Here is a 20,783-nt window from a genome sequence, read left to right on the forward strand (position 1 = left end):
ACCGGCGGGACCGCGTCCGGCCGGATGGGAGACTGTTCCGGTGAACGGGTTTGAATCTTCAGCCTCCGGTGCCACCGCCCCCGTCGGGGCCGTACGCCGACGCGCCGTGGTGGACGCGCTGCGGCGCGGCGCTGTCCCCGAGAGCGGTCTCGACCTGCTCGCCACCGGACTCGGCCGGTTCGAGCAGGCAGTCGACGAGGAACTGGACACCGTCGCCGCCGGTGGCTCGGTGTTCAAGGCCGTACGCGGCGAGTACGGCTCCGGCAAGACCTTCTTCACTCGCTGGCTCGGCGAACGCGCCAAGCGTCGCACCTTCGCCGTGGCCGAAGTGCAGGTGTCGGAGACCGAGACACCCCTGCACAAGCTCGAGACCGTCTACCGGCGCCTCACCGAACGCCTGACCACCTCGAGCTTCCCGCCCAGCGCTCTGCGCCCGGTAACCGACGCCTGGTTCTACGCCTTGGAAGAAGACGCCCTCGACGACGGCACCGGCGAGGGGGAGCTGGCGCAGGCGGTGGACCGGCTGCTCACTGCCCGCCTGGCCGAGGTGTCCCGGCACGCGCCCGCCTTCGCTACCGCCCTACGCGGATACAAGCAGTCCCTGGACGCCGGCGACGAGGCCACCGCCGCCGCGGTGATGTCCTGGCTCGGCGGCCAGCCGCACGTCGCCGCAGCCGCCCGGCGCAGCGCCGGCGTCCGAGGCGACCTCGACCACTTCGGCGCCTTCGGCTTCCTGCAGGGCCTCCTCACCGTGCTCCGAGATGCCGGCCACGCGGGACTCATCCTCGTCCTGGACGAGGTGGAAACCCTGCAACGGGTCCGCTCCGACGCCCGCGACAAGGCACTCAACGCCCTGCGCCAGCTCATCGACGAGGTCCACTCCGGCCGCTTCCCTGGCCTGTACCTCGTGATCACCGGCACGCCCGCCTTCTACGACGGTCAGCAGGGCGTCCAGCGACTCGCGCCGCTCGCCCAGCGCCTCGCCACGGACTTCACCACGGACCCGCGGTTCGACAATCCGCGGGCCGTCCAGATCCGCTTGCCTGGATTCACCGAGGAATCGCTGGTCGGACTCGGATCCACCATCCGTGACCTGTATGCCGAAGGCTCCCAGTCCCCCGATCGCATCAAGCAGCTCGCCGACGACGTCTACCTCACCGACCTGGCCCGAGCTGTGGGCGGAGCTCTCGGCGGGAAGGTCGGGGTCGCACCGCGGCTGTACCTGAAGAAGCTGGTCGGCGACGTACTCGACCGGATCGACCAGTTCCCCGACTTCGACCCGCGCACGCACTACAAGCTAACCGTGGGCAGCGGTGATCTCACCGCCACCGAACGAAACTTCGCCGCGCCCGCACCGGCCGCGTCGGCGGACGACCTCGACCTCGACCTCTGACGACCCAGTTTCTGAAGTCCCCAACTCTGACGAGCAGCCCTGGAGTTACAGACGTGCAGGAGCAGCCGCGCGGCACCGACCCGGTGGAGCGCCTCGACCCGGTAGTCCTGCACCACATCGTCAACACGCTCGGGTGGCCCGATCTACGACCCCTGCAGAAGGCGTCCGTGTATCCGCTGATGGACGGCGAGGACGCGATCCTGCTCGCCCCGACGGCCGGAGGGAAGACGGAGGCCGCCACCTTCCCGCTGCTGTCCGCCATGCGAGAGCAGCGCTGGACCGGCACCTCCGTCCTCTACCTGGCCCCGCTCAAGGCGCTTCTCAACAACCTGGTGCACCGGGTCGACAGCTACGCCCAGTGGCTGGGGCGCCGAGCCGCCCTCTGGCACGGCGACACCCCGGAGTCCGTACGCCGTCGCATCCGCACCGAGTCCCCCGACTTACTTCTCACCACGCCCGAGTCCCTCGAAGCGATGCTCATCAGCGTCAAGACCGACCACGCGCACATGCTGGGCCGGGTGCGTGCCGTCGTCGTCGATGAGGTGCACGCCTTCGCCGGGGACGACCGTGGCTGGCACCTGCTCGCCGTACTCGAGCGCCTGGAGCGGCTCGCCGGCCACCGCATCCAGCGCATCGGCCTGTCCGCCACGGTAGGCAACCCCGACGCCCTGCTCACCTGGCTCCAAGGCGCGAGCCCAGCCGACCGCCCCGGCCGGGTCGTCGCCCCCGGCGTCACTCTGCCCGCCACTTCTGGCAACGCCAGCAGCACCGAACTCCCGCGTCCCGCAGGAGAGGTGGAGCTCGACTACGTCGGATCGCTCGCCAACGCCGCCAAGGTGATCTCCGCCCTGCACCGGGGCGAGAAACGGCTTGTCTTCTGCGACTCCCGCAAGCAGGTGGAAGAACTCGGTGCGGCGCTGCGCGCTCGCGACGTCACCGTGTTCCTCTCCCACGCCTCCCTCTCCACCGACGAACGCACACGCTCCGAGCAGGCATTCGCCGAAGCTCGCGACTGCGTCATCGTCTCCACCTCCACCCTCGAACTCGGCATCGACGTCGGCGACCTCGACCGCGTCATCCAGATCGACTCACCCAGCACCGTGGCCTCCTTCCTGCAGCGCATCGGCCGCACCGGACGCCGCTCCGGAACCTCCCGCAACTGCCTGTTCCTCGCAACACGGCCCGACACCCTGCTCCAAGCAGCCGGCCTGCTCACTCTGTGGGCCCGAGGCTGGGTGGAGCCCGTCACCCCGCCGCCCTCACCCCGCCATCTCGTCGCACAGCAACTCCTCGCCGTCACCCTGCAGGAACACCGCATCGGCGACCGGCTGTGGCCAGAGCAGTGGAACGGCCTGGCTCCCTTCGACCAGTCCGCCGCGCCCGTCCTGTCGCACCTGGTCGCGGAAGACTTCCTCGACAACGACGGCGGCATGCTGTTCATCGGCCCCGAAGCCGAGAAGCACTTCGGCCGCCGGCACTTCATGGAGCTGACCGCATCCTTCACCGCACCCCCCGAGTTCACCGTGCTCGCCGGACGCACCGAGATCGGCACCACCGACCCCACCGTCCTCACCGAAGAACGACCGGGCCCACGCCGCCTGCTGCTGGCCGGCCGCAGCTGGCAGGTCACGTTCATCGACTGGGCCCGACGCCGTGCCTTCGTGGAGCCCGTCGAGGACGGCGGCATCGCCAAATGGCAGGGCAGCGAAGCCCGCGGGCTGTCCTACGTCCTCACCCGCGCCATGCGCGACGTCCTGCTCGGCACGGACCCCGACGTCCGCCTCACCCGCCGCGCCATCGCGGCTCTCGCCGAACTCCGCCTGGACCTCGCACCCCACGAAGTACACCCGGCAGGCACCCTGCTGGTCCGCGACGCCGACGCCACCCGCTGGTGGACCTGGGCCGGCTACCGCGCCAACGCCACCCTCGCCGCCTCCCTCGGCAACCTCGCCGACCCCGTGCAGCGCCCCACCGACACCCATGTCCGGCTCCGCCAGGACCTCGCCCCCACCGACTGGAAGACCGCCCGCGCCGAACTACCCGACTCCCTGACCCTGCCCACCGTCGACCCGCGAGCCGTCCGCGGCCTGAAGTTCTCGGTAGCCCTCCCGCCCCGCATCGCCACCACCACCCTCGCCGAACGCCTCGCCGACTTCGACGGCGCCCTCGCCGCAGCCCGCGAGCCTGTACGGATGGAATGGGGCACCTGAACAGCCCGGCACACAGGCGATTTACTGCCGGTGCAGTTCCCTCCCCTCGCTGATCCGCTATTGCCCTCCGCCTGGAGACGGCCGCAACTCGCTCGGCTCATATCTGAGTTGGTAGGCGCGGACACCGCTGCCGTTCATGCGGTAGATCGTGATGCTCGACAGGAATTGCTGCTTGATGTCCAGGATGCGTTGCCGCTCTTTCTCTTCAATCCCGCTGATCCATACCTCAATGTGTTCCGGCAGCTTGAAGGCCAGGCGATATGCGCCCTCGTCTTCTCGCGGGGAAAGCGTCCACTCAGCAGTTGCGGCTTGCCCAGACCGGCGCAACCGCACAGCGTGGTCGGGGCACTGTTCGGCGTAAGAGAGGAACTGCTCCTGGTCCTCGGCGGCCAGCGGCAGGATGAAAGGGGCCGCAGGGAAACCGAGCAGCAGCTCAGCCGCAGCGTGCTGTTCCAAGGTATCGACGAACTGGGTAAGGATCACGGAGGCGGCAGCCTTGAACTGCTCGGCGTTGGTAGTGACCGGCAGTGGCGGCACCCCTGTCGGCCATGTGCCGAGAGCCTCGCGGAGTACCTTGCGCATCCATGTCACAGGGAAACGGGCAACGGCATGGGCATTCTGCGCCGAGTAAAGGCTGGCCGCAGTGGTCCGGATCGCCTTGCGCAGCCATGTGAAGGACTCTCCGGACAGGTCCACCAAGGAGATCTGGTGGGCGAGAGCATACTGCTGGGCGCTCGGGCTGAACCCGTTGGCGGAAAAGAGCGCGTAGGTGTATTGGTACCGCCGTCGGGGCCGCGTACCGGCATGACTCATGAAGTTTTCGTTGACGTCGTGCAGGACGCCGTGCGCATTGCGCACGACCTCCAGTTCGCACGGGGTCGAGTGATGCTTAGCTTCTAGGAACATCCGCACGGGGAGGGAGAAGGCTGGGGTGAAGGCGAACTCACCCAGCACGTCAACCTGATGGACAGCGCCACGACCACGAACACGCAGAGAACCGCCTGATCCGATGAGTTCGGCATCGTCCTGTCGATAGTCGACGAGCAGCCGGTAACCGCTGTGCCGGAGCAACCAGGCCAGGGCCTCCTCGAGCAAGTACCCCCGCAACGCGGACCTCTTTGCCATGCCCTTGCCCCACCCCTGCCGTTCACCGAACTTGCCAAATGTGATCTTCTCACCCTCTCCTGGAACCGACTGGACCTATCCCGTATCCACCGCCACGTGCGCACCGGATCGCCGCTGCGGTGTGAGCGCAAGGAGTCTGGACACGCAGTTGTGAACCCGCCCTGCCTGGGGAATTTCGTGATCACTCACAAGCAGAAAGCCCCGCACGTCGAATCCTCGACCATCCCTCGCCCCCTTTGTGAACCCCCGTCCCCCGCCCCGACCTTCTCATCCGCCTACGATGGTTGGCCTGCTGGTCAGCCCGGATGCACCGGGAGCCCCTCAAACCTCGCTGCCCGCCCACCCATACGTGGCGTGATCGCCTCACCTGGAGGGGAGCAGCGCATGCGTCCAGTACTGCACCTCGTGGGGTGTGGAACGCGCCCGATCGGCGACCTCCCAGAATTCGCAGCCGCCCTGCGTGCAGATGGCTGGGGCTCCTATGTCATCACCAGCCCAACCGGACGGCTCATTACAGACATTGCCGCGGCCGGGCAGTGCTCGGGGCTGGCCGTGCGCTGGGAGATCGATCCCGACGACCCAGTGGAGCTGCTCACTGCACAAGCCGTGGTCGTGGCCCCGGCGGCCTTCAACACGATCAAGAAGCTTGCTGCCGGCATCGCGGACACCCTCTCTCCGTCGCCGCGGAGGCACTGGGGGCAGGACTGCCAGTGATCGTGGTTCCACGGCCCAACGCCAGCCTCGCGGGGCACCCGCAGTACGGCCGCTCGATCCCGATCCTCCGCGAGTGGGGCGTACGGATTCTGGCCGCCGAGCAATCGCAGCCCCTTCCTCTGGACTCTACTGCGGCAGCAGCTTGAACAAGGCCACAATGAACTCGTTCACGCCTCAGCGACAAGCGCGAAGCGCACTACGTCGTAGCCCAGGAGAGGCCCGGTGAACGAGCGTGAACGCCGCGCGAAGCCCGGAGCTCGCCAGCTCCACGGAGCACGGCGGCGAAGCCGCTGGTGAACCCGCTCCCGGCGCTCGGCCCTGCATCCACCACGCCGTCCAGGCGGCGGGAGATGAGCCGACAGATGGCCTGTGGGCGGTCGTCTCAGCGCGAGCGCACGGCCGTGGCGCTGTACTGGAGGCGCGGGGTGATGGTGTTCGGCATTCCGTCAGGGTGAGGGAAGCAGATCGGACCGCGCGACGGGTTCTCACGGGGTTCGGGCAGGGGCCACGATCCACCCGGTGACGGCTAGCACCTCGCAGGCTGTGATGAGGACGGCGAGGTCAGCAACGCGAGAGAGCCGTAGGCGTAGAGCAACGAGGCTGGTAATGGATGCTAGGCCGCAGCATCGGTCCGGTGAGTTCTGGTGGAGCTTGCAGGCCATCCAGCAGCTGAATGATCTTGTCGATGTTGGTCAGCTTGCGAGCTCCGGACTCGAGCATCGACAGGAAAGCTTGGCTCAGGCCGGTGATTGCGGCTATGTCGTCTTGGCGGACCCCACCGTGCTGTCTGATCAGCAGGCACATGCGTCCGAATTCGCGGTTGACCAGAGCCTGGCGGACATCGGGTAACTGCCAGACGCCCGTGGGGACGGTGCACTCGGCTGGTTCCTGGCGCCGGTGGTCCCGGCTACAACCGGCACACAGGTCTTCCCTGTTGTACCGGCTCAGACGGCATCGGCAGAGGCCGCAGAACCGGGTGCCGCCAGCAGGTGTGGAGGGCAGCGTCGTCGACACCTGGCTCTCCGGTGGGGTGACAAGACGCTTCGCCCTGGGGTCCGCAGACCGGGAAGCGTCCACACCTGTGCGTGTGGTCGGGCAGCCCCTGGATGGGTCGCCCCAGATCGTTGCGCCGGGGAGCGCCGCACTCAATCCCTGATCGGGCATCCCGTGCCTCCGTTGGTCGGTGATGCCCTCAGAGTGGCGCCGGCCAAGACGAAGGACCCGGACAGACTGTCCGGGTCCAATTCCTTTTGCCTTCAACCTCATTGCAGGGTTGTCAGGAGACAGCCCTGCCTGCCTCATCCAGTACGGCTCTCCACGGATACGGGCGCCCCGGCATCCCCGCCCGCGGCTCGGCGAGCGGCCACACCTCATCTCCGTAGATCAACCGCACCCCCGAATCATGAAGGGCTTTGATGTGCCCCTCCCAGGCGGGGTGGCGGGTATGCGCAGCGTTCACCCGGGGCCAGACGACTACCGGAAGGTCCAGTGTCCCGATGGCCTCGTTGACCTGTGTCAACGCCTGATTGTCCGAGATCCCGAGGGCGAGCTTGGCGACGGTGTTGGCACTCGCGGGGGCAACGGCGTAACAGGCCACTGGCGGATGCGGACGGGAGTCACCCGGCAGGCGTGATTCGGCCCGTACGGGAAGCCCGGTCAGTCCTTCGAGCTCCGTGGTCTCCCCGCTCACGCGAAGCCACTGGTCGGCGGTCGGTGTGAGCGTGACCGCGACCGTCCAGCCCCGTTCGAGCGCTGGGATCACGAGCCCTGTACGCAGTTCCTCGACCCCGCCGGCGCTCGATCCCACGACGCCCAATACCTTGCCTCGCACCGAACTCACTGCACCGCCCTGCATCGTTGGGCCATGGCCAGCAGCTCGGACGAGTGGCTGCCGCCCGTGACCGGGGACTGTTTCCTCAGATCGCGAAGGGTCTCGCGTACGCGTGGATTGTTCCGCACGAGCTGCGGCGAGGTACGTTCGGCCTCCCGCAGCTCTCTGAAGGACTCGTCGACGCGACCCTTCAGGCAGAGGCCGCGGGCGTAGTCGATGCGGTGGGACACGGCGCGTTCTGCTGGCATGTGTGAGACGTCGATGTCGCCGTGCTCGACGATGTACGGGATGTTCTCCAGGTCGAGCTCGATCGATAGACGGTGGAGTTCGACGTTCGTCGGGCCGAAGCATGTCTGCCAGTGGTTCTCGTCGGAGCCGAGCCGGTCGGCGAGGCGCTTGGCCTTCTCCAGCAGAGAGTTGGCGGTGGGGCGGTCCTGGTGACGTGCGGCGGCCACAGCGGCTCGCAGATGAATCATGCCAAGCAGGCTCAAGGCGGCCGGGTCGTCGGCACGAACCTGACTGGCCAGCCAGGCCGCTGCGGTATCGCCCAGTTCGAGGGCGTCCGAGTAGCGCCCGTTGGCAAGCAGTGCGTGTGTACCGGAGCGGGCAGCGGACACGAGCGACAGCGGGTCCTCGGATTCGTCAGCGGCCCGCATGGCTCGCTCGGCCGCGAGCCACGAGAGGTCGGACTCGCCGACCTTGGCGAGGGTGGTCGCCGCCAGGTGGTGCGTACGAGCCGAGACGGCGAGGCCGCGTCGGCGCTGATCGCCAGGGGGAAGGTCTTCCAGTTCCTGGGCACTCCTGAGCAGTCCGGGCAGGGCGGTGATGACGTCCCCAAGGACGCCGGCCTGGTAGTCACCCCAACTGCGTTCGACGAAGACCTGCGCCTGATCCGGCCGGGGCAACTGCCGCTCCGCCGTACGGCCGAACAGCAGCTTGGAGAGCCGGCGCGGGTTCATCAGCGCATCGCGGACGGCTGGCACGTCGTCCATGTGCTTCTCATCGTCCTCCAGGAGGACGGGCTGCCCCATCAAGTCGCCGAGCGGGACCCGCAGTACACGGGCGAGCTCGGTGAGCTTGTCGATCCTCGGCGGCTTCCGCACACCGCGCTCGATTTTCGACAGCCAGTCGGTACTGTGCCCGACGAGTCCGGCGAGCACAGGCTGCGTATAGCCCCGGCGCTCGCGGTAGAACGCGATCCGTTCTCCGATGCTGAGGTGATCCCCAAGACCACGCATGCGCGCTGCCTCCCCGACGGTTGGTCCGTCATCCACGTTAGCGGTCAAGCAGGCCCTCGAGATCAGGGAGTGGTGGCGCGTGCCGCAGTGGTGGTACGGGCTTGGATTTCCCGAACTGGCAGGAACTAGCCGCCGCTAGTGGCGGCCGGCACCCGGCATGAACTCTGACGGGCCTTCTACGGGTGACAGCCATGGCCCTTCACACGCAAGTCTCACGATCACGGGGATTGCCTGCCCCGGCTGGCGTGCTGGGGCTCGGGAGAGGCCAGACCGCGGACTCGCTGCCCATTCACGCCGGGCTCACCGCCGAGATCCCGGGGAGAAGCCAGCAAGGGCTTCCCGGGAGCGAGGGCGAAACCACTCAACCGTCGCAGATATGCCCCCCTCTATCGGCATGGGCTCGACTCGCGGGAAGAGTGACCGCAGGCGAGTGCTGTCAGCCTGGGAATCGGTGACATCACCGGCTCGGTGGGCCAGGTGCTGCCTGCGAGCGCGAATTCCCGCCGCCGCCTCGATCACTGGAATCACGTTCAGTAAAGACATACGAGTGCCAAAGGCCAGATTCACCGGACGGGGTTCGACAACTCGGCGAAGGAGGGCATCAGCGAGAACCTGGCAGACGGTGCCTACGTAGGTGAAGTCTCGGGTCTGAGTGCCGTCGCCGTACACAGTGATGGGCTGGCCGGCGAGCGTGGCGCTGATCCATTTCGGGATGACGGCGGCGTAGGGGTGGTCGGCGCACTGGCCGGGGCCGTAGACGTTAAAGAAGCGGAAGGGCAGGACCGGCAGGTCGTAGCTGTGGTGGTACGCGCTCAGGTAGGCCTCGGTCGCTAGCTTGGTAACGGCGTAAGGGCTCATCGGGGCAGTGCTGAGGTCTTCATGTTTCGGAAGGTGGAGGTTCGCGCCGTAGACCGAGGAGGAAGAAGCGGCGATCACGTGCAGGTTGCCGGCACGGCGGGCGGCTTCGAGGACTTGGAGGGTTCCGGTCGCGTTGGCGTGGTGGCTGGCCAGGGGGTCCTTCACGGAGCGCGGTACGGATGGCAGGGCAGCGAGGTGGACGATCGCGTCCGCGCCGTGGAACGTCTGGTCCAGGAGTTCGGCGTCCTGGATGTCGCCCTCGACAAAGCGGATGTCGAGGTCTGCGAGGTTCTCCTTGGAGCCGGTGGAGAGGTTGTCTATCACCCGGATCTGGTTGATCTCGGGGTGCTCGGTCAGGGTCCTGGCGAGGTTGCTGCCGATGAATCCGGCGCCGCCGGTGATCACGATGTCCACGGAGGGGTTTCCCTTCAGAGAGAGTCGACGTGTGTGCCGACGAGTCGGCGGCGGCAGTCGAGGATGTATGTGGCGTGCGCGGTGATCGCGGGGTAGTTGAAGGCGTCGTGGTCGGCGAGCAGGACGACGGCGTCGGCCGCCGCGAGGCGCTCGGGGGTGACGTCGACTCGCTGGACGGCTGTGAGGCTGGCGGCGGGAGGGTGCGCGTCGTCGAGGACGTGCGGGTCAGCCGCCTGGACCTCTGCTCCCATACTGGTGAGCATCTCGGCGATCCGTGCTGCCGGGGTTTCCCGCGCGTCTCCGGTGTTGGCCTTGTAGGCGAGGCCAAGGAGCAGAATGCGGGATCCGTTGACGGACTTCTTGCGCTCGTTGAGACCGTCGACGAGGCGGCGGACCACGTAGTCGGGCATGTGGTTGTTGACGTCGTTCGCCAGCTCCACGAAGCGGAAGTTGCGCCCAAGGGCGCGTTGAACGCGCCAGGACAGATACGACGGATCGATGGGCAGGCAGTGGCCTCCCACCCCCGGGCCCGGGGTGAAGCGCATGAACCCGAACGGCTTGGTGGACGCGGCGTCGATGGCAGCCCAAATGTCGATGTCGAGTTCGTGGGCGAAGATCGCCAGCTCGTTGGCGAGCGCGATGTTGACGTGCCGGAAGGTGTTCTCCAGCAGCTTCGTCAGCTCCGCCTCCTTGCAACTCGAAACCGGCACGACGGTCTCGACGACGGATGCGTAGAAGCGGCGGACGGCATGGGTGGATGGGGCGTCGATACCGGAGATGACCTTGGGGGTGTTCTCCAGTTTCCAGTCCGGATTGCCGGGGTCGATGCGTTCGGGGCTGTAGCCGAGGTGGAAGTCGATGCCGGCTGTCAGGCCGGAGGCGTGTTCAAGGAGCGGGCCGAACAACTCCTCGGTTGTACCCGGGTACGTGGTGGACTCCAGGACGACCGTCGCTCCGCGCACAAGGTGGCTGCCGAGCGTCAGGGCCGCGTCCTCTACATGCGACAGGTCTGGCACGCCGTCGCGCAGCGGCGTCGGGACGGTGACGACCGCGATGTCGAATTCCGCGCAGTCGGAGGCGTCGATGCTCGGGCGGTAGGCGCCGGATGCGAGGAGCGGGGCCAGCCGTGCGTTCGGGATGTCCTCCACATACGACTCTCCGAGCATGAGGCGCTTCACTCGCTGTACGTCAACATCGAGGCCGACGACGCGGTGCCCCGCTTCAGCCGCGCTGACAGCGAGCGGGAGTCCCACGTATCCCTGCCCCACGATGACCACGCGGAGCTGCGGGGACTCGGAATTCTCGATCATGCTGTCCACCTCGTTGGAGTGGTGTGAAGGCAGTGCTTGCGAAACCGCGGCGGTGCGGTGGCTCTAAGATGGGACTGCCTCGGCCGTACGAGACTCGCTTGGCCGCCTGTCTCGGACGGCCGAGTGCCTTTCCAGCCCTGCCGTGGAACCCCTGAACCCGCAGGAAGGGCGTTCCCCAGGTTCGATACGATGACCGTGGCTTGCAGCCTCGATCCGTCACCCTGTGTGACGTCATCGTGCGACTTGAGTGGTCGCGTCGGCTGCAGCCTCCCGACTTGGGCCCGCCGTGGCACCGGCGCCGTACGTACGAAATGGAGCATCCAAGGATGGCTCGACACCTGGTCACCAGCGCGCTTCCCTACATCAACGGGATCAAGCACCTGGGCAACATGGTCGGGTCGATGCTTCCGGCGGATGTGTACTCCCGGTACCTCCGCCAGCGCGGTCACGACGTCCTCTACATTTGCGCCACCGACGAGCACGGCACGCCCGCCGAGCTGGCCGCCAAGGAGAAGGGGCTGCCGGTCGCCGAGTTCTGCGCGCAGGCGCATGACGCGCAGAAGGCCGTGTACGACGGGTTCGAGCTGGCCTTCGACTACTTCGGCCGCAGCTCCAGCCAGCAGAACGTGGAGATCACCCAGCATTTCGCGCGGAAGCTGAACGAGAACGGCTTCATCGAGGAGCGGGCGATCCGGCAGGTGTACTCGCCGGTCGACGGCCGCTTCCTGCCGGACCGCTACGTCGAAGGCACCTGCCCTCACTGCGGCTACGACAAGGCACGCGGCGACCAGTGCGAGAACTGCACCCGAGTCCTCGACCCGACCGACCTGATCAACCCGCGCTCGGCGATCAGCGGTTCCACGGACCTGGAGGTCCGCGAGACCAAGCACCTCTTCCTTCTGCAGTCCAAGCTCCAGCACGAGGTAGAGGAGTGGATCAGCTCGGTCAGTACGCAGTGGCCGCATCTGTCCACGTCCATCGCCCGCAAGTGGCTGACCGAGGGTCTGCACGACCGCGCGATCACCCGCGACCTGGACTGGGGCGTCCCGGTGCCAGCCGACACCTGGCCGGAGCTCGCGGCTGAGGGCAAGGTCTTCTACGTCTGGTTCGACGCCCCGATCGCGTACATCGGCGCGACGAAGGAGTGGGCGGACGCCGCCCAGGACGGCGAGACCCGCGACTGGAAGTCGTGGTGGTACGAGGCCGACGAGACCGTCCGCTACACCCAGTTCATGGCCAAGGACAACGTCCCCTTCCACACCGTGATGTTCCCGGCCACCGAGCTCGGTGTCCGCGAGCCGTGGAAGAAGGTCGACTTCGTCAAGGGCTTCAACTGGCTCACGTACTACGGCGGCAAGTTCTCCACCTCGCAGAAGCGAGGCGTCTTCACCGACCAGGCCCTGGAGACCTTGCCCGCCGACTACTGGCGCTACTTCCTCATCGCCAACGCCCCCGAATCCGACGACTCCTCCTTCACCTGGGAGCACTTCGCCGCCACCGTCAACAAGGACCTGGCCGACACCCTCGGCAACTTCGTCAACCGCGTCCTGTCCTTCTCCCGGAAGCGGTTCGGCGACGAGGTTCCTGCGGGCAACGCCGCCGGCGAGGTGGAGGAGAAGCTTGGCGATGAAATCGCACGGCTGCTCGCCGAGTACGAGGAGCACATGGATGCCCTCCAGTACCGCAAGGCCGCAGCCGCGCTGCGCGCCCTGTGGTCTGCGGGCAACTCCTACCTGGAGGAGAAGGCCCCCTGGCTGGAGATCAAGACAGACCCGGAAGGCGCCGCACTGACCCTGCGTACGGCGATGAACCTGATCCACCTGTACTCGGTGGTCTCGGAGCCGTTCATCCCCGCCTCTTCCGCCGCCATGCGCAGTGCCTTCGCGCTGGAGGGCGACACCGCGACCTGGGTCACCGCCGAGCAGGCGAAGTCCCTGGACGCGGTCCCGGCCGGTACGGCGTTCAGCGTGCCGCCGGTCCTCTTCGCGAAAATCATGGAGGAGGACCTGGAGTCCTACCGGACCCGTTTCGGCGGAGCCGACGCCTGACGTCTTCTCCCGCGCCCGTACCGGTCCCGGCTTCATCGGGCGGTACGGGCGGTGAGGTGTCCGGCCAGCTCAGTGGGCGGCCCGTTCATCAGCCGGATCCGAGGGGCGTCCTCGATGATCTCGACCCACGTCACGGAGCCAGATTCGGGCACGTACTCGAGGTAGTGCTCGAAGCCGTGCTGCGTAAGCTTCAGCAGGAGGCACGCGATTCCGCCGCCGTGTCCGACCAGGACAGTTGTGCGGTGCGGTCCAGCACAGACCTCGTCCCACAGGCGCACGTAGCGGGCTTGTACGTCTTCGGACGATTCCCCGCCCGGCGCGCGGAGTTGGTGGATGGGGACATCCTGTCTAGCCGCCTCCGCCGCCGCGAGCTCCCTGGGCCGGCCGCCAAGATGACCGCTGTTCTTCGCGGCCAGTCGGTCGTCCACGCGTGCGTCGGCCGGTGAGAGCGCGGCGGCAAGGAGTACGGCCGACTCACGGCATCGAGACATCGGGCTGACCAGCATTTGGTCAGCTGTGATTCCGGCAGCGGCGAGGGTGCAGCCAACGGTGCGGATGTCGTCGCGTCCGCGCTTGCTGAGTGTGCCGCCGACCGCCTGGCCCTGGTGGATGCCGCGGGCGTTCTCCTCGGTCTCACCGTGCTTGATCAGGTAGATGTACTTCGAGTGCATGCTGGCCTGTCCCCTTCCCCTGGTTAGTCCCAGTCGCGGACGTCGACGAAGTCGGATACGGCGGCGACGAGTTGGTCATGGTCGGCTCGGCTCATGGAGGGGAAGCGGTCGTAGTGCCACTCGATGTAGAGGACGGAGATGAGGTTGATCGTCCCGTCGGCGACCAGCTTCGTGAGTACGGGGTACTCGGCGCCCTCGATGTCCATTTTCACGACGACGTGATCGTCCTGAGCGACGGTCCGGCGTAGCCAGGCGCTGAAGTCGGTCGCCTGCACGGAGACGGGAGAGCTGTAGTCGATCTGCTGGTCGTACATCGGCGGCACCCGCTTGCCGGGCATCACGGTGGAGCTCTCGTGATGGCCGAGGAAGAGATCAATCGTCCCGTCATGGGTCCATACCGCGCTGTGAGAGATCTCGACGCGGGGCGAGCGATCGGCCCGTTCGACCTGCTGGTGGATGGACGGCAGCAGTTCCTTGTTGGGCTCGAAGGCGTAGAAGTCGTGGTCCGGGAGCTCGTTGATGAAGCGGTTCAGGACGACTCCGAGGTTCGTTCCGCAGTCGACGAAGACCTTGCGCATGGGGTACTCCCGTGGTCAGGGGTGGGCGTGAGGAGTTCGATCTCCTTCACGGTGCGATCAGTGAGCAGGAGGAAGTCGCCTGCGCCTGGGCGGTAGAGGCGTTCCTCGTAGCGGATGGTGATGCGGCGGACTGGCTCCTCGCCGCGGTAGGGAGGGAGGTCGCCCCAGTAGTAGAGCTGGCCGCCCGGTGCCTTCAGGCTGTGCAGTGACCGAGGCACGGGGCCCTTCGGGGCACCGGTGTTGAGGCGGGTGAACATCGTGGTCAGGAACGCGATGTGCTCGCGCGCCTGCACCTGGTCTGTCTGCCTCTGGCCGTAGGTCTGCTTGAGTGCGTTCAGCTTGTCGAGGTCGCCGTCAGATTGGACGAGGCGATCGCGTAGCTGCTGGTCCCAGACGATGCCGAGATGTCCGTGGACTATGGGCTCGACGGTGAGGAAGTAGCCCAGGACGCGGCCGAACTCACGCTCGTACGGGCACATAAAGTCGTTGTAGAGACCCAGCTTCGCGCCGGAGACAGTCTCCACCTGCCAGTGGGTGCGTGCGGTGAAGGGCGAGTCCCACCATCCCAAGTGCCAAGGATTCCAGAGGAGATCAGCGACGCTGAGCAGGATTACCACAAGAGCGATCAGCGCGGCGGGCCAGCCGAACACCATGTCGTAGCCCTGCTCGGGCAACAGCGTGACAACGATCGCGAGGGCGACGTTGGTGCAGATGTTCTCCCAGAAAAGGATGCCGGAGGCGAGGGCGACGGCCAGATTGAACAGGGCGGTGGCTACCAGGGCCGCGATCAGGAGCCGCCGGTCGAGGAAGGCGACGAGTCCGACAAGTTCGATGGCCACCGTGAGGAAGTTGGCTGGTCGATCGACGACGCGTGCTCCACGCAGTAGGCGGGACACGGTGTCGGCTCGCAGGAACCGTGCCCAGCCCCAGGAGTACGCGGAGGCCATGAGGTAGTGGGTGCGGTTGTGCCAGGCCCACGACCATGGGCGGGGCCCCAAGCGGGCCTTGCTCCAGGCCGGCTTGACGTAGTGAGACAGCGAGACGCAGCCGAGGACCAGAAGCAGCCCGGGCGCGGACACTCGGGGGCCGACGACCAGCGCGACGAGGAACCAGGTGAGATACGCCTTGACCAGCCGCAGGGGCATCATCGCGTGATGCCTCCAGCCGCGCAGCTTGCCGCAGTACACAGCGAGCCACGGCAGCAGGGCTGGTGTCCACAGACACGACGCGGCCGCGAGGAGTAGCAGCAGCTGCTTGTCGCGGCGCTGTGGCCCGATGGGCTGGGTCACGTCATAGTCGCTGGTGGTGCCCTGCCAGGTGAGTAGCGCAATTATGAAGACGGCAAGCCACCAGAACGAGCCCGGCTCTGGAAGCGGGCGGAACGCAAGGAGCACGGCGGGCACGGCGGCATAGATGGCGGCCCGCAATGCTCTGGGCCTTTGGGCGAGGGCGCGTACGGCGGGTGAGACGGCGAATCGGTAGCAGACGACGACGGCGACGGCAGTCCCCGCGGTGCCCACGCCGGTATGGAGCGAAGCGGTCTCCATGACCGTCTACAGGACAGACTGTGTGGTGACCCGCCCGGTTGCCGCAGGCAGGCTCTCCAGGTAAGAGGCGATGCGCTCACGGGGGTCGGACGTGAGGTGCTGGTCACGGTGGCGTACGACGTTGTGGCGCAGCTCGCGAGTGCGGTTGAGGAAGTCGAGTACCGCTGCACGGTCGATGCGCGGTGCCCAGGCGCCGAGTTCCGCCTCGTGGACGGCCTTGGCGCACCAGTGCTGGTCATATGTGGGCAGCGGCACCAGGTGGACAGGTTTGCCGAGGACGAAGGCTTCGCTGATGAGGTTGAAGCCGGCGTTGGAAAAGACAGCCTCGGATCGCGCCATGTCGGTGATGAATGCTTGGCGGTCGAAGGCGCAGATCTCGATCTTTCCCTCGGCATACCGGCGGAGGGTCCCGATCTCATCCGTGTGCGCGTAGATGCGCAGGGCGCGGTCGGGAACGTACTGGCGGAAGACTTCGGCGAGGGTGCGGACGGACTCCTCGGGGCCGTGATCGAAGTAGCGCGAGAAGTAGGCCGTGGCGAGGGGCTCGGTGGTGACCGGCGCTGAGCGGACGAGGTCGGGGACGACTGGGGCGATGAACTCCAGCGTCTGGTTGTCGGTGTCCAGGGGGACGTAGGAGCAGATGAAGGAGCGGTCGGCGCGGGGCGTGAAGTAGCGCAGTCGCTGCTCGTCGGCGGTGCGGGCGTATTGGCCGACCGTCGGCAGGTCCAGGTGACGGTACTTGCTCTGCTGGTCGATGGAGATCAGCGGCTTGCCGAAGTGGTAGGCCAGGCGCGAGGTGTTGGGCTCATAGTCGGTGATGAACACGTCCGGGATGCCTGTGTCCCGGACGGCGTGGCGAAGGCGCAGGTGTTGGGCGAGGCCCGCAGGAGCCTGTCGGATGTTGGCGCGTACCGCCTCACGGGTGTGGATGCGGTCCCCGCGGGCGAGGAGCGAAGGCATCCAGCCATCCCAGGCGGGAAAGCCGAGGTTCTTGAAATAGTCGACGCGCGCACGTCCGTTGGTGACGATTCGCACGTGGTGTCCGCGGTCGCGGAGGTACTGGGCGATCACGCTCTGTCTGACTGAGTGCCCCATTCCGATGCCGTTGACTCCGATGATCACGTTGAGGGGCTGTGCGAGTCCGGACACGACGATCCCTTCGTCAGGCGAGGTGGGTGATGACGTTGCGGGTGATGGCCGCGACCTGGGGGTCGGTGGCCAGCAGACGGGCCCAGTCAGTGGTGGCTGCGGTGAAGACCGTGCCGGCAGCGGTGTAGAGGCCGAGGGTTGCCGCTCGGGGGCTGAGCGTCTGTTCCCGGGCGGCAAAGTTCCACTCCGCGGGCAGTGGGGCGATGCCGAGGATCTCGAAGTTCTTCGGGGTTCCGTCCTGGCCCTCTGGGCGGGGGCGACCGAGTTCGTCGATCTCGTACGCTGCGCCGTCGCACTCGTATCCGATCAGTGCCCTGTCGCTGCCGAGGATGTCGCCGGTCTTCAGGCCGGTTCCAGCGAATACCCAATGGTCGGCGTCGGTGATGGTGAACCCGAGGGGGGTACGGATGCCATCCCAGTGACCACCACCGTTGCGGTAGCTCACTCCGAGCAGGGTGTTCTCGGGTTCTGTCTCCCACCAGTGGTCCGGGCATCCGTACGAGCTGTCGGGGTCGGTCCCGGCGGGCGCTTCGGGCGGGAACTTGATGCAGTCAAGCCCCGCTCCATCCGAGGAGACGTTCACCCGCCACCAGCAGGTATTGGCCCCGAAGTTGGCAATGTTGCCTCCCGCATCCCGGAATGCGGTGACGTTCCGGCGGGTCTGGGCGCTCCAGTACTCGTCATGGCCGGCGGAGACCAGGAGCTGATACCCGTCGCTGAGAAGCCGTCCTTCGTGGAGGTCGAGGTCCGTGCAGTAGTCGGCCTCGATCCCGTTGTCCTCCATCCAGGAGATGAAGGACGCATCCCAGTGTGCGAACGTCTGGCGGGGGGAGGCGGTGTCGTACGGGTCGGGCAGGCCCTTGACGGGGCCTCCCACACCGCCTCCGGGACGGCGTAACGTCACGCGGGTGGCGCTGTACAGGCTGCCTCCGCCCGCCGTGTTGTAGGCGTGGTAGGTGAAGGTCGGGATCTTGTAGAGGACCCTGTCGGCCGAGGGAGCGGCCGGTGTGACGACCAGCAGCATCCTGGCGTCCCGCGAGTCCATGGCCGGTGCGTCGGACGTCGGCTCTGCGCTCAGGACCGCGATGTAGACCCCGGATTTCCAGTCGCGCGGAATGCGGAACTCATAAGCGGGCCATTGCCAGTCCGCGTCGAACCGGCCCGGGGCGGCCACTCGTCCCGGCCACTCGACGTGACCCGTGTGCTGGGGAGTGGCCCCCCAGCGATAGAAGTCGACGTGAAACCGGGGGGCTTCTGTGGCGACATGCAGTCGGACTACGTCGCCGGCGCGCACGCTGGGACGCGCTGGATAGCCGTTGACGCTGATCACTTGTGGCTCCTGGGCCGCGCGATGCCGCCGACGTGGTAGGGGTCGAACTGCTCGACGTGGGCCTCCCACCCGAGGTCGTTCAGATGCCGGGTGAGATCGGCCGAGTCGTACAGCACCTTGACGGCGAGGTGCTGCGTACCGTCGGCGAGGGTGCGGAGCACAGTCGGTACCTGCGCCTCGGGCACTTGCTCTTCGATCTCCGCCTTCGCCCGCGAGTCGTCGAGGAAGACCACTCGGCCACCTGGTTTCAGGGACCGCCGCAGCATGTCCCAGAAGCTGGACATCACTGTGGGTGGTACGTGGCTGAGCCAGAAGGCGAAGAAGATCGTGTCGTACTGGCGGTCGGGCTCCCACCGGAAGATGTCCGCCTCGATGAAGCGTGTGGCCGCTCCCCGCATCCGGGTACGGGCGACATCCAACATCTCGGGCGCGGCGTCAAGCGCCGTCAGGTTGTTCGCACGGTTGGAGAGTAACTGGGTCCACTGGCCCGTACCGCATGCCAGTTCCAGAACGTCACCACTGATCGGCCACGTGTCGAGCGCATTCTTGAGTTGAGGCATACGCATCCGATCGGCGTACGAGGTGTCGTACTCGGAAGCCCGTGCGCGGTAGTAGGCGATCTGGCGTTGCGACCAGTGGCCGAGCGGGCGCTCGTCCGGTGTGGCGTGCATGATGATCCCTCTCTGTACGCATGGCGGTGCTGCCGCGCTGGTCGGCCAAGCGGCTGGGCAAGTAGTGGAGAACGGTGAACTGATACTCGATGAGCCACCGGTACGTGCGGGCACACAACGTGCTTCGGGAATCGAGCTCGGCCGAGATGCTGACCTCGGCGTCGCGACGGTTCTCAACCGTGCAGGATGTTGCGCTGAGGCGCACATTGCGGAGGTGATATCACCTGAGTGATGTCGCGGCAGTTGGCGATGAGAACGGCTGTAGCCATGCGACTAAATGGGAAGAGACACGTCACCGTGTCCGCGCAGTATCGCAGCGATGATCCGGTGAATCCTGCGGAGCCAGCAGTCTGTCGGCGGAGTGGAGATGCTCACGTCCGCTGGCGTCACCATCATCGATTTTCCGGAACTACCTGTCAGTGCGAAGAGCACGAACTGGCATCTGCCCGGGCTTTGCACCAGCACGCCCGAGGGCGCGCCTCAGGCGTGTACCGAGCCTGACGATTTACGGACGCCGATCTGTGGCCTACTCCCTGCGATAGCCCCATTCTTCTCTCAGAATGCGTTCCCATGCAGCTTGCTCGTCGTGACGACAGCCCTCGCGTCGACGCTTCATAGTCCCCAGAGTGATCACAAAGGTGATCGCGACAACAACCGTGAACGCGATCCACACCCCGAACAGCTCGCTCAGCAGGAGAGCGCCACCGCCAAACGTGAGCATCCCGATCGCATACGCTGTGGGCTCGTTTCCAGAGCTCGGCCTCATGAGTGAGGCCCGTACACACTGTCCTTGTGGTATCTCGTGATGGTTCTGTGATGCGAAGGAACTATCATTTGCTCCTCCTTCAGTCAGGGACATTCGTCTTTGAGAGCAAACGTCGCGCTTAGGTTCATCACCGTGTCGATGTCCTCAAGTGATTGCACAACAGTGTTGGCGCCAGCGCCTTCGAGGGCGTCGGCAGACGCGGTGCCAGATGCGACGCCGACGACTTTGGCACCTCCTTCACGACCAGTGCGGACGTCCTCAAGGGAGTCCCCGATGATGACCGTGTTGTTGCGCGTGAAGCCCGTACCGTGCTTGGCCTGCACACGCTTCTGCGCGATGCCGGCGAGGGCCGGTCGATGGACGTCGTCGGAGGCGTATCCGCCGATCTCGGTGTCCAGGTACTTGTCGAGGTTGAAAGCTGCCAGCTTCAGCAGTGCGTTCGGCTTGAGGTTCCCAGTTACGGCCGTCGGCACCCAGCCCTTGTGACGACGCACGGCCTGGAGTGCGGCCACCGCTCCAGGCATGAGGCCCCCTTGACTCCGAAGATCATCTGTGTGACCTGCGAGCCGCTTGGGCAGCAGTCCCACCATCCGGGGCATCAGTTCTGGGACCATCTCCTCCGTCACGCCGTTCTCCAGGAGCAGGGACCGGATCGCGAGGGGCACGGTGACGCCGGTGCCACGGGCCGGCAGGTGCTCGGCCGGGCGGCCGACGACTTCGGCAAACGTCTCGCGGTACACCCGGCGGTCGATGTCGCCGACGTAGAGCAGCGTGCGGTCGATGTCCCAGAGGATGAGCGTCTGTGACTCCTTGGCGTCGTTCAATTCCTTGCTCCCGTGAGGGTGGCGTCTTGAACGTACGTGGCGTTCCTGACTGCTTGGAGGTAGCTGAGCTTCACCTCGACGTGGTCACTGAGGCGAGTCGACTGAA

The 20,783-nt window shown here is 66.5% G+C and carries 17 protein-coding genes; 4 read left to right on the plus strand and 13 right to left on the minus strand.

What is annotated here, in order from left to right; genetic code table 11:
* Positions 1–40: 40 nt before the first annotated feature.
* Together brxD and ACWDZ7_RS36910 are read left to right on the plus strand one after the other, a co-directional pair.
* Positions 41–1,393: a BREX system ATP-binding protein BrxD gene (gene brxD, locus ACWDZ7_RS36905; protein ID WP_451803118.1), complete on the plus strand. Its 1,353-nt coding sequence runs from the start codon at positions 41–43 to the stop codon at positions 1,391–1,393.
* A gap of 53 nt (positions 1,394–1,446) precedes the next feature.
* Complete coding sequence (locus ACWDZ7_RS36910) at positions 1,447–3,603, plus strand: DEAD/DEAH box helicase (protein ID WP_451803119.1); 2,157 nt, start codon at positions 1,447–1,449, stop codon at positions 3,601–3,603.
* Between the two features lie 57 nt (positions 3,604–3,660).
* On the opposite strand, the gene ACWDZ7_RS36915 is transcribed toward ACWDZ7_RS36910, so the two are convergent.
* Positions 3,661–4,728, minus strand: a complete 1,068-nt coding sequence (locus tag ACWDZ7_RS36915) for a hypothetical protein (protein ID WP_451803120.1) — start codon at positions 4,726–4,728, stop codon at positions 3,661–3,663.
* Between the two features lie 384 nt (positions 4,729–5,112).
* Between ACWDZ7_RS36915 and ACWDZ7_RS36920 the strand changes: the two genes are divergently transcribed.
* A complete protein-coding gene (locus tag ACWDZ7_RS36920; RefSeq protein WP_451803121.1) occupies positions 5,113–5,442 on the plus strand; it encodes a flavoprotein in 330 nt (109 codons plus the stop codon).
* Between the two features lie 561 nt (positions 5,443–6,003).
* Here the strand turns inward: ACWDZ7_RS36920 and ACWDZ7_RS36925 are convergent.
* From ACWDZ7_RS36925 to ACWDZ7_RS36945, 5 genes are all read right to left on the minus strand, one after another.
* Positions 6,004–6,456 carry a helix-turn-helix domain-containing protein gene (locus ACWDZ7_RS36925; RefSeq protein ID WP_451803122.1) on the minus strand — a complete coding sequence of 151 codons (453 nt, stop codon included), beginning with the start codon at positions 6,454–6,456 and terminating at the stop codon, positions 6,004–6,006.
* Positions 6,457–6,718: 262 nt separating this feature from the next.
* Entirely contained in the window at positions 6,719–7,249 is a 531-nt protein-coding gene (locus ACWDZ7_RS36930; protein WP_451803123.1) for a flavoprotein, read from the minus strand.
* 29 nt (positions 7,250–7,278) lie between these two features.
* Positions 7,279–8,511 carry a helix-turn-helix domain-containing protein gene (locus ACWDZ7_RS36935; RefSeq protein ID WP_451803124.1) on the minus strand — a complete coding sequence of 411 codons (1,233 nt, stop codon included), beginning with the start codon at positions 8,509–8,511 and terminating at the stop codon, positions 7,279–7,281.
* A gap of 300 nt (positions 8,512–8,811) precedes the next feature.
* On the minus strand, positions 8,812–9,783 hold the full coding sequence (locus tag ACWDZ7_RS36940; protein WP_451803125.1) for an NAD-dependent epimerase/dehydratase family protein: 972 nt from the start codon (positions 9,781–9,783) through the stop codon (positions 8,812–8,814).
* A 14-nt stretch (positions 9,784–9,797) separates the two neighbouring features.
* Entirely contained in the window at positions 9,798–11,093 is a 1,296-nt protein-coding gene (locus ACWDZ7_RS36945; RefSeq protein ID WP_451803126.1) for a nucleotide sugar dehydrogenase, read from the minus strand.
* A 326-nt stretch (positions 11,094–11,419) separates the two neighbouring features.
* Between ACWDZ7_RS36945 and metG the strand changes: the two genes are divergently transcribed.
* Positions 11,420–13,141: a methionine--tRNA ligase gene (gene metG, locus ACWDZ7_RS36950; RefSeq protein ID WP_451803127.1), complete on the plus strand. Its 1,722-nt coding sequence runs from the start codon at positions 11,420–11,422 to the stop codon at positions 13,139–13,141.
* 32 nt (positions 13,142–13,173) lie between these two features.
* On the opposite strand, the gene ACWDZ7_RS36955 is transcribed toward metG, so the two are convergent.
* The 7 genes from ACWDZ7_RS36955 to ACWDZ7_RS36985 form a co-directional block, all read right to left on the minus strand.
* Positions 13,174–13,812 (minus strand): histidine phosphatase family protein, encoded by a 639-nt coding sequence (locus ACWDZ7_RS36955; RefSeq protein WP_451803128.1) that lies wholly within the window; start codon positions 13,810–13,812, stop codon positions 13,174–13,176.
* Between the two features lie 23 nt (positions 13,813–13,835).
* Positions 13,836–14,390, minus strand: a complete 555-nt coding sequence (locus tag ACWDZ7_RS36960; protein WP_451803129.1) for an FkbM family methyltransferase — start codon at positions 14,388–14,390, stop codon at positions 13,836–13,838.
* Entirely contained in the window at positions 14,342–15,937 is a 1,596-nt protein-coding gene (locus ACWDZ7_RS36965) for a hypothetical protein (protein ID WP_451803130.1), read from the minus strand. The genes ACWDZ7_RS36960 and ACWDZ7_RS36965 overlap by 49 nt, the downstream gene beginning before the upstream one ends.
* Positions 15,938–15,943: 6 nt before the next feature.
* Positions 15,944–17,086, minus strand: a complete 1,143-nt coding sequence (locus ACWDZ7_RS36970) for a glycosyltransferase family protein (protein WP_451803131.1) — start codon at positions 17,084–17,086, stop codon at positions 15,944–15,946.
* Between the two features lie 13 nt (positions 17,087–17,099).
* Complete coding sequence (locus ACWDZ7_RS36975; RefSeq protein ID WP_451803132.1) at positions 17,100–18,416, minus strand: N,N-dimethylformamidase beta subunit family domain-containing protein; 1,317 nt, start codon at positions 18,414–18,416, stop codon at positions 17,100–17,102.
* Entirely contained in the window at positions 18,413–19,087 is a 675-nt protein-coding gene (locus ACWDZ7_RS36980; RefSeq protein WP_451803133.1) for a class I SAM-dependent methyltransferase, read from the minus strand. Before ACWDZ7_RS36980 ends, ACWDZ7_RS36975 begins: the two co-directional genes overlap by 4 nt.
* Positions 19,088–19,936: 849 nt before the next feature.
* Positions 19,937–20,677 carry an HAD family hydrolase gene (locus ACWDZ7_RS36985; protein WP_451803134.1) on the minus strand — a complete coding sequence of 247 codons (741 nt, stop codon included), beginning with the start codon at positions 20,675–20,677 and terminating at the stop codon, positions 19,937–19,939.
* Between the last annotated feature and the right edge of the window lie 106 nt (positions 20,678–20,783).

This window comes from Streptomyces sp. NPDC003032 (genome assembly GCF_053591415.1).